Genomic DNA, 7,829 nt, shown 5'->3' with positions numbered 1-7,829 from the left:
GCGGCATATTCCAGATCAGAGAAGCTCGATTGCATCGGGGGCGCACTCTCGGTTGTGGGCCAGAGCCGTATTATCTCAACTCCGGACCGACAGCGGAACGGCAGGGCCGGAATAAATCAGTGTCTCCCTAACCGAAAACTGAGTCCACCCGTGCAGCGGTGCCGCTTATCGCACCCCACGCTGTGCCATAATAGAACTCTACGACTTCTATCTCTTGGGTGGGAACGAATGCCGATCATCAAATTGCTGCTGGCGGTTGCGATTACGGGGGCGCTTGCGGTGGCCCCGGTGGCCTTTGCCGAGGTCGAGATTCGCGATATCGAGGTGGGGGAGGGGGCGGTTGCTGAGCGCCACTCGGTGATCCAGGTGCACTACACCGGTTGGCTGGAGGATGGCACTCAGTTCGATTCGAGCCGCACCCGCGGGCAGCCCTTTACCCTGGTGCTGGGGCAAGGGCAGGTGATCCCAGGCTGGGAACAGGGGCTGTTGGGGATGCGCGAAGGGGGCAAGCGTGAGCTGGTGATTCCGCCCCACTTGGCCTACGGCGAGCGCGGTGCCGGGGGTGTGATTCCGCCCAACGCCACGCTCCGTTTCGAGGTCGAGCTGGTGGCGGTGGCCGCCCCGCCTTACGGCAACCTCAGCAACGACGAGCTGGCCGAATTGGCAGCGGAGGGTGTGACGCTGATCGACATCCGGCGCCCCGACGAGTGGCAGCAGACCGGCGTCGTCGAGGGCAGCTATCTGCTGACGGCCTTCGATTGGCGGGGGCGCTTCGTTCCCGACTTCCCCGAGCAGTTGGCTCAACTCGTCGAGCGCGACGAGCCCTTTATGATCATCTGCCGGGTGGGCAACCGCACCGCCTTCCTAGCGCGGGCGCTCGCCGAGCAGCTCGACTATGAGCAGGTCTATAACATCACCGAGGGCATCACCGACTGGATTGCTGATGGACGGACAGTGACCCGCGCCTGTCCTGAGTTTGAGTCGGGGGTTCAGTGCCGTTCCGACGGGAACTAGCCGAGATCTGTCGCTCGTTGAGGCCAGGCCGTCAAGACAACCCCGGTTCCGCGCTGTACAATACCGGCAACTTTATTGATCGCGCTCGCTTCGCTGCCCGCTCAGCCGGGTACGCAGAGGTCTACGTGAACCGGACTTTGATGCATGTCTAATAGCGAAAGCCGCAAAAAAATCAGCCATATAAGAAACTTCTCGATCATCGCGCACATCGATCACGGCAAGTCGACGCTCTCGGATCGTTTTATCCAGAGCGCCGGGACGCTGACCGAGCGGGAGATGAGCGAGCAGGTGCTCGACTCGATGGATATCGAGCGCGAGCGCGGTATTACGATCAAGGCGCAGAGCGTCTCGTTGGAGTACCGCGCCCGTGATGGCCAGACCTACGAGCTTAACTTCATCGACACCCCGGGCCACGTCGACTTCTCCTACGAGGTCTCGCGCTCTCTTGCCGCCTGTGAGGGGGCGCTGCTCGTCGTCGACGCCTCACAAGGGGTCGAGGCTCAGAGTGTCGCCAACTGCTACACCGCACTGGAGCAAGACCTCGAGATCATTCCGGTGCTCAATAAGATCGATTTGCCCTCCGCCGAGCCGGAGCGGGTGCTGGAGCAGATCGAGGAGATCATCGGCCTCGATGCTGCCGAGGCGCTGCGGGTCAGTGCCAAGACCGGAGAGGGGGTCGAGGAGCTGCTTGAGGCGCTGGTGCAGCGCATTCCAGCGCCACGCGGCGCCCCCGATGAGCCGCTCAAAGCGTTGATCATGGACTCGTGGTTCGATAACTACCTCGGGGTGGTGACTCTGGCGCGGGTCTTCGATGGTGAACTGCGCAAGGGCGATCGGATCCGCGTGATGGCGACCGGCCGCGAGTTCCAGGTCGATGAACTCGGTATCTTCACCCCGAAGCGGACGCCGCGCGACTCGCTGCTGCCGGGGCAGGTCGGCTACGTCGTTGCCGGGATCAAGGATATCGATGGTGCGCCGGTCGGCGCGACGTTGACGCACGCAGCGCGTCCGGCGGAGAGCCCGGTGCCCGGCTTTAAGCAGGTACAGCCGCGCGTCTTTGCCGGCCTCTTTCCGAGCAGCTCCGATGACTTCGAGGCGTTGCGCACCGCCCTCGGCAAGCTACGCCTGAACGACTCGGCACTCAAATACGAGCCGGAGAACTCACAGGCACTCGGCTTTGGCTTTCGCGTCGGCTTCCTCGGGATGCTCCACATGGAGATCATTCAGGAGCGGTTGGAGCGCGAGTACGATCTCGATCTGGTCACTACCGCGCCGACCGTCGTTCACCACGTCGTCACCAACGACGGGCAGACGCTAGAGATCGATAACCCGGCCAATCTACCGCCCAACGGTGAGATTGCCGAGATGCGCGAGCCGATGATTGAGGCCAGTATCCTGGTGCCGCAGGAGTACGTCGGCAACGTACTGGCCCTGTGCGAAGAGAAGCGCGGCACGCAGAAGGAGATGCAGTACGTCGGGCAGCAGATCTCGCTGATCTACGAGATGCCGTTGAGCGAGGTGGTGCTCGACTTCTTCGACCGGCTTAAGTCGGCCTCGCGCGGCTTTGCCTCCTTCGATTACGAGCTTAAGCGTTTTAAGGCCGATAACCTGGTCAAGCTCGACGTGCTGATCAACGGCGATCGCGTCGATGCGCTCTCGAATATCGTTCACCGCGAGCACGCCTACCACCGCGGGCGCGCGCTCGTCGAGCGACTTAAAGAGATCATCCCGCGGCAGATGTTCGAGGTGGCCATTCAGGCGGCGATCGGCAATCAGATCATTGCCCGTAGTACGGTTAAGGCGATGCGCAAGAACGTAACCGCGAAGTGCTACGGCGGTGACGTTTCGCGTAAGCGCAAGCTGCTGGAGCGCCAAAAAGAGGGTAAGAAGCGCATGAAGCAGATCGGTAAGGTCGAGATCCCGCAAGACGCCTTCCTCGCCGTGCTGCGGGTCGACTCTTCGCGCGAGTGAGACGCTGTATAACTGGACGACATAACCGGACGACAACCGGATTAATCAATAAACGGACAAACGGATGAGCTTCGAGCTGCTATTGGTAGTGTTGACCCTGCTCAGCGGCCTGGTCTGGGCGTGGGATCGCTGGCTGCGCGAGCGCGAGGGCGTCGATCGCGATCAAGACCCCTGGTACATCGATCTGCCGCGTACCCTCTTTCCGATCATTTTGATCGTTCTGCTGTTGCGCTCATTCGCCGCCGAGCCGTTTCGCATCCCCTCCGGCTCGATGCTGCCGACGCTACAGGCGGGCGACTTTATCCTGGTCAACAAGTCGGCCTACGGGGTGCGGCTGCCGATCGTGCGCACGCGTCTCTTCGGCAACGGGGAGCCGGAGCGCGGCGATGTGGCGGTCTTCCGCTACCCGGTCGATCCGAGTCAGGACTACATCAAGCGCATCATCGGGCTGCCGGGCGATGAGATCCGCTATCAAGATCGAGTCTTCTACGTCAACGGCGAGCGTCTCGAACAGAGCGATGTCGGTGCCTATGAGCGCGGCGATGTCGATGGACCGGCGCTGGTGCGTCGCGAGCAAGTGGGCGATCGTGAGTATCAGATCGTGCACCACCCCGATTCTCCATCGGGCAATTTCACCTACACCGTTCCAGAGGGTCAGTTTTTTGCCGTGGGCGATAACCGCGATCGCAGTGCCGATAGCCGGGTCTGGGGTCCGGTCTCCGATGACTACCTGGCCGGTCGGGCCTTTATCATCTGGATGAGTTGGGATTCGCAGGAGGGCGGGATCGCTTGGGATCGGATCGGAAAACGAATCGAGTAGTGGGTATGGGCGATCTGTCGACGCTGCAGCGTCAGCTCGGGTACCAGTTTAAGGAGGCGGCGCGGCTGCAGGAGGCGTTGACCCACCGCAGCGCGGGTGTCGATCACAATGAGCGGCTCGAGTTCCTCGGCGATGCGATCCTAAACTTCGTCATCGCCCACGAGATCTTTCACCGGCGGCCCCAGGATAGCGAAGGGTCGTTATCGCGCCTCCGCGCAAGCCTGGTTAATCGCGCAACACTGGCAGCGATCGCCCGCGATCTCGACCTCGGCGCTTACCTTCGCTTGGGTGGTGGCGAGCTGAAAAGCGGCGGACACCGTCGCGACTCGATCCTCGCCGATACCCTCGAAGCGCTCTTCGGGGCTGTCTACCTCGATAGTGATTTTACCCGTGCCGCGGAGGTGATCGTTGGCCTCTACGCCCAGCGGCTTGAGTCGTTGCCGGCCGCCGGCGGGCTGAAAGATCCCAAGACGCGGTTGCAAGAGGTGCTGCAGTCGAAGCGCCGGCCACTGCCCGCTTACCAAGTCCTTGCCGTCAGCGGGCGGGCGCATCATCAGCGATTCCACGTCGAGTGCCGGCTTGAGGACAGCCCATTAACTACGCTTGGTGAGGCGGGCAGCCGGCGGCAAGCCGAGCAGCAGGCCGCCCAGGCGATGCTGGTGCAACTCGATGCGGATCGATACGGCGAGCAGCGGGGCGAACAGTGGGGAGGTGAGCAGTGAGCGCGGACGAGCAGCAGCCCTTCGTTGCACTCGAACACAGCGGCCTCTGTGCCATCATCGGTCGCCCAAACGTCGGTAAGTCGACGCTCCTGAATGCGCTGCTGGGCGAAAAGGTAAGCATCGCGACGCGCAAGCCGCAGACGACGCGTCATCGTATCTTAGGGGTGCTGCATCAGGAACAGGCGCAGGTGGTCTGGGTCGATACCCCAGGGCTGCACGCACGCGGTCAGCGCGCCTTAAATCGCGAACTCAATCGCGCAGCCTTGGCGGCGCTGGAAGAGATCGACGTCGTCTTGCTGGTGACCCGCGCGCTGGAGTGGGGCGAGGAGGACGAGCGGGCGCTCGCCGCGCTGGCAAACGTCTCGGCACCGGTCATTCTGGCGATCAATCAAGTCGATCGAGTCGCCGATAAGCGGCAACTGCTGCCGCATATCGAGCGGTTGAGCGAGTTGCGCGAGTTTGCTGCGGTGGTGCCGATCTCGGCGCTGCGTCGGCGCAACCTCGATCGCTTGCAAGAGGAAGTGGTGACCCGCCTGCCGCCCGGTCCGCCGCTCTTCCCGCACGATCAGATCACCGATCGAGACGTCGGGTTCCGCCTCGCTGAGTTGATCCGCGAGCAGCTGATCGTTGCCCTCGGCGATGAGTTGCCGTACGCAACGAGTGTTCAGATCCAGGGGTTTGAGCGGGGTGGAGGGGTGAGCAAGATCGCGGCGTTGATCTGGGTCGAACGCGAGGCGCAGAAGCCGATCGTCATCGGTGAGCGCGGCAAGCGCCTTAAGAAGGTCGGCTCCCTGGCGCGGCGCGAGATCGAGCAGCTGCTCGGCGAGCAGGTCCACCTTGAGCTGTGGGTCAAGGTCAAGGCGCAGTGGAGTGACGATGCGCGTGCGCTGCGTGAGCTCGGCTACGGCGAGTGACGGCGACGATGTCCGTTGAGGGGCAGCCGGCGTGGGTGTTGCACCGGCGCCCCTACCGCGAGACGAGCGCCCTGCTTGAGCTCTTCACCGAGGCGCACGGGCGAGTCGGCGCGGTGGCGCGCGGGGCGCAGCGCCGCGGTTGGGGCGGTCTGCTCGAGCCCTTTATCCCGTTGCAGGTCGGCTGGAGCGGACGCGGTGAGTTAAAGAGCCTGCAGCAGGTCGAGCAGGCCGGGGCTGGATGCGGGCTGCGGGGCAATGCGCTGGCGTGCGGCTTCTACATGGCTGAGCTGCTGCTCGCCCTGCTGCGCCGCGATGAGCCGTCGCCGCGCAGTTGGGTCGCCTATACGGCGGCCATCGATGGTCTCAGCGGTGCGCAGTGGGAGCCAGCCCTGCGCGGCTTTGAGGTGACGCTGCTGGCCGAGGCCGGCTACGGCCTGATGCTCACCGAAGATGTCGACGGGGCACCGATTGACCCGGGTGCCCACTACCGCTATCGGCCTGAGTATGGTCCGAGCTGCTGCGCCGAGCCAGCTTGGAGCGGTCTCGATCGAGACAGCGGCGTGGCGGTCAGCGGCGAGACGCTCTTAGCACTCGCTGCCGCAGCGCCGCAGCCGCTGATCGAGCCGCCGCAGTGGCAGGCCCAAGCGGCTCAAGAGTCGCCGACCCCGGGGCTGCTGATTCAAGAGCCGCTGATCCAGGATTCGCCGACCCAAGCGACCCAAGCGACCCAAGCGACCCAAGAGCCACTGGTCCAGCGACCCCGCCAACGCGACCTGGCTCATCAGAGCCGCGACCCGGCCCAGAATCCGCTGACCCAAGAGCCGCACCGCGGTGAGGCACGCCGCCTGCTGCGCTGCGTGATCGATCAGCGTCTTGGCGGGCGCCGTCTGCGCAGTCGCGAACTCTGGCGCAGCGGGGCCGCGGCGGGCTAGGTTGGTGATAGGCGGCCAGAGGGCTGGCGGGACGGGCGCAGCGCCAGCGCCGAAGCAGGTGCGCCCAGCGCCCAGTTGTGCAGTCGCTCAGTCGCAGTCGCGCAGTCGTAGAGAGCAAGCAGTACCAGTACGAAGGAGTATCAAGAGACGATGTCGGCAACGACGACGATGCAGTCACAGATGCAGCCACACCGGGCCATCCAGTTAGGGGTCAATATCGACCACGTCGCAACGTTGCGCCAAGCGCGCGGCACCCGCTACCCCGATATCCTGCACGCCGCTGCCGCGGCTGAGCAGGGCGGGGCCGATGCGATCACCGTGCATCTGCGCGAGGATCGCCGCCATATTCAAGATCGCGATGTCGCAGAGCTGCTTGCGCATGTACAGACCCGCCTCAATCTTGAGATGGCGGTCACCGAGGAGATGCTCACCATCGCGACCCGCTTGCGCCCGAGCGACTGCTGCCTCGTCCCCGAGCGCCGCGCCGAACTCACCACCGAAGGGGGGCTCGATGTCGCCGCCGCCGCTGCGACGGTCGCTGCCGCCTGTGCGCAGTTGACCGCCGCCGGCATTCGAGTCTCGCTCTTTATCGACCCGGAGCCGGTCCAGATCGATGCCGCCGCGGCCGCCGGAGCCCCGGTGATCGAGCTGCACACCGGCGCCTACGCCGAGGCGATTGATGCCGAGCAGCAGGCCGCTGAGCTCGAACGGCTGCAGCGGGCGGTTGTCCACGCCCAGGCGCAGGGGCTCCAGGTCAACGCCGGACACGGTTTGCACTACCATAACGTCGAGGCGATCGCGGCGCTGCCCGGCATCGCCGAGCTCAATATCGGGCATGCCATCGTCGCCCGCGCCCTCTTTACCGGGGTGGTCCCAGCGGTCAGTGAGATGAAGCGGCTGATGCGTACCGCAGCCTGTGTAACCCATACCGCCCAGGCAGCGCGGTGATTGTCGGGATCGGCACCGACATCGTCGCCGTAGCGCGGATCGGAGAGGCGTGGCAGCGCCACGGTGAACGGTTTGCCCAGCGGCTGCTCCATCCGTCGGAGTGGGCACAGCTGCAGCAGCGCCACAACGCCGCGCCCGCCGCCTTCTTGGCCCGTCGCTTTGCCGCCAAGGAGGCAGCGGCCAAGGCGCTGGGGACCGGGCTGAGCGAGGGGATCACGCTGCGCCTGTTGGAGGTGGCGCACGATCGGCGCGGGCGGCCGCTGTTGCACCTGCACGGGGCCGCGGCGCAGCGGGCGGAGACGCTCGGTGTGGTGCAGGCGTGCCTGAGCATCAGCGATGAGCGGGCCTATGCGCTCGCCTTCGTGGTCCTCTATGGTGGCCCCGATCGGTCCGATCTGCCCCACCGGGTCGATCAACGAGGCGATTGCCCCGATGACCAGAAGACCGGTGGTCCCGCAGGCGCGTGCGGCCACCCGGCAGACGATCGCGCTGGACAGTAAAGAATAAG

Annotated in this window: 8 protein-coding genes; all 8 read left to right on the top strand. The window is 64.6% G+C overall.

What is annotated here, in order from left to right; all coding sequences use genetic code 11:
• Window positions 1-228: 228 nt before the first annotated feature.
• The 8 genes from CKO15_RS05750 to acpS all read left to right on the top strand — a co-directional run bounded on the left by CKO15_RS05750 (window position 229) and on the right by acpS (window position 7,821).
• Window positions 229-1,014, top strand: coding sequence for an FKBP-type peptidyl-prolyl cis-trans isomerase (locus CKO15_RS05750; protein ID WP_200193450.1), 786 nt, complete (start codon window positions 229-231; stop codon window positions 1,012-1,014).
• Window positions 1,015-1,158: 144 nt separating this feature from the next.
• Window positions 1,159-2,985, top strand: a complete 1,827-nt coding sequence (gene lepA / locus CKO15_RS05745) for a translation elongation factor 4 (protein ID WP_200193448.1) — start codon at window positions 1,159-1,161, stop codon at window positions 2,983-2,985.
• A gap of 64 nt (window positions 2,986-3,049) precedes the next feature.
• Window positions 3,050-3,805 (top strand): signal peptidase I, encoded by a 756-nt coding sequence (lepB, locus tag CKO15_RS05740; RefSeq protein ID WP_200193446.1) that lies wholly within the window; start codon window positions 3,050-3,052, stop codon window positions 3,803-3,805.
• A gap of 5 nt (window positions 3,806-3,810) precedes the next feature.
• Window positions 3,811-4,527: a ribonuclease III gene (gene rnc, locus CKO15_RS05735; protein WP_200193443.1), complete on the top strand. Its 717-nt coding sequence runs from the start codon at window positions 3,811-3,813 to the stop codon at window positions 4,525-4,527.
• Window positions 4,524-5,441 carry a GTPase Era gene (gene era, locus CKO15_RS05730; protein ID WP_200193442.1) on the top strand — a complete coding sequence of 306 codons (918 nt, stop codon included), beginning with the start codon at window positions 4,524-4,526 and terminating at the stop codon, window positions 5,439-5,441. Before rnc ends, era begins: the two co-directional genes overlap by 4 nt.
• 8 nt (window positions 5,442-5,449) lie before the next feature.
• The gene (gene recO / locus CKO15_RS05725; protein ID WP_200193440.1) at window positions 5,450-6,373 is read left to right on the top strand and encodes a DNA repair protein RecO; all 924 of its coding nucleotides are present in this window, start codon (window positions 5,450-5,452) and stop codon (window positions 6,371-6,373) included.
• 150 nt (window positions 6,374-6,523) lie between these two features.
• Window positions 6,524-7,321, top strand: a complete 798-nt coding sequence (gene pdxJ / locus CKO15_RS05720; RefSeq protein ID WP_242464593.1) for a pyridoxine 5'-phosphate synthase — start codon at window positions 6,524-6,526, stop codon at window positions 7,319-7,321.
• Window positions 7,318-7,821: a holo-ACP synthase gene (acpS, locus tag CKO15_RS05715; protein ID WP_200193438.1), complete on the top strand. Its 504-nt coding sequence runs from the start codon at window positions 7,318-7,320 to the stop codon at window positions 7,819-7,821. Before pdxJ ends, acpS begins: the two co-directional genes overlap by 4 nt.
• Window positions 7,822-7,829 lie beyond the last annotated feature (8 nt).

The sequence above is a fragment of the Halorhodospira abdelmalekii genome, assembly GCF_016583625.1.
Lineage (GTDB): Bacteria > Pseudomonadota > Gammaproteobacteria > Nitrococcales > Halorhodospiraceae > Halorhodospira > Halorhodospira abdelmalekii.
This window is presented reverse-complemented; position numbering and strand designations above follow the sequence as displayed.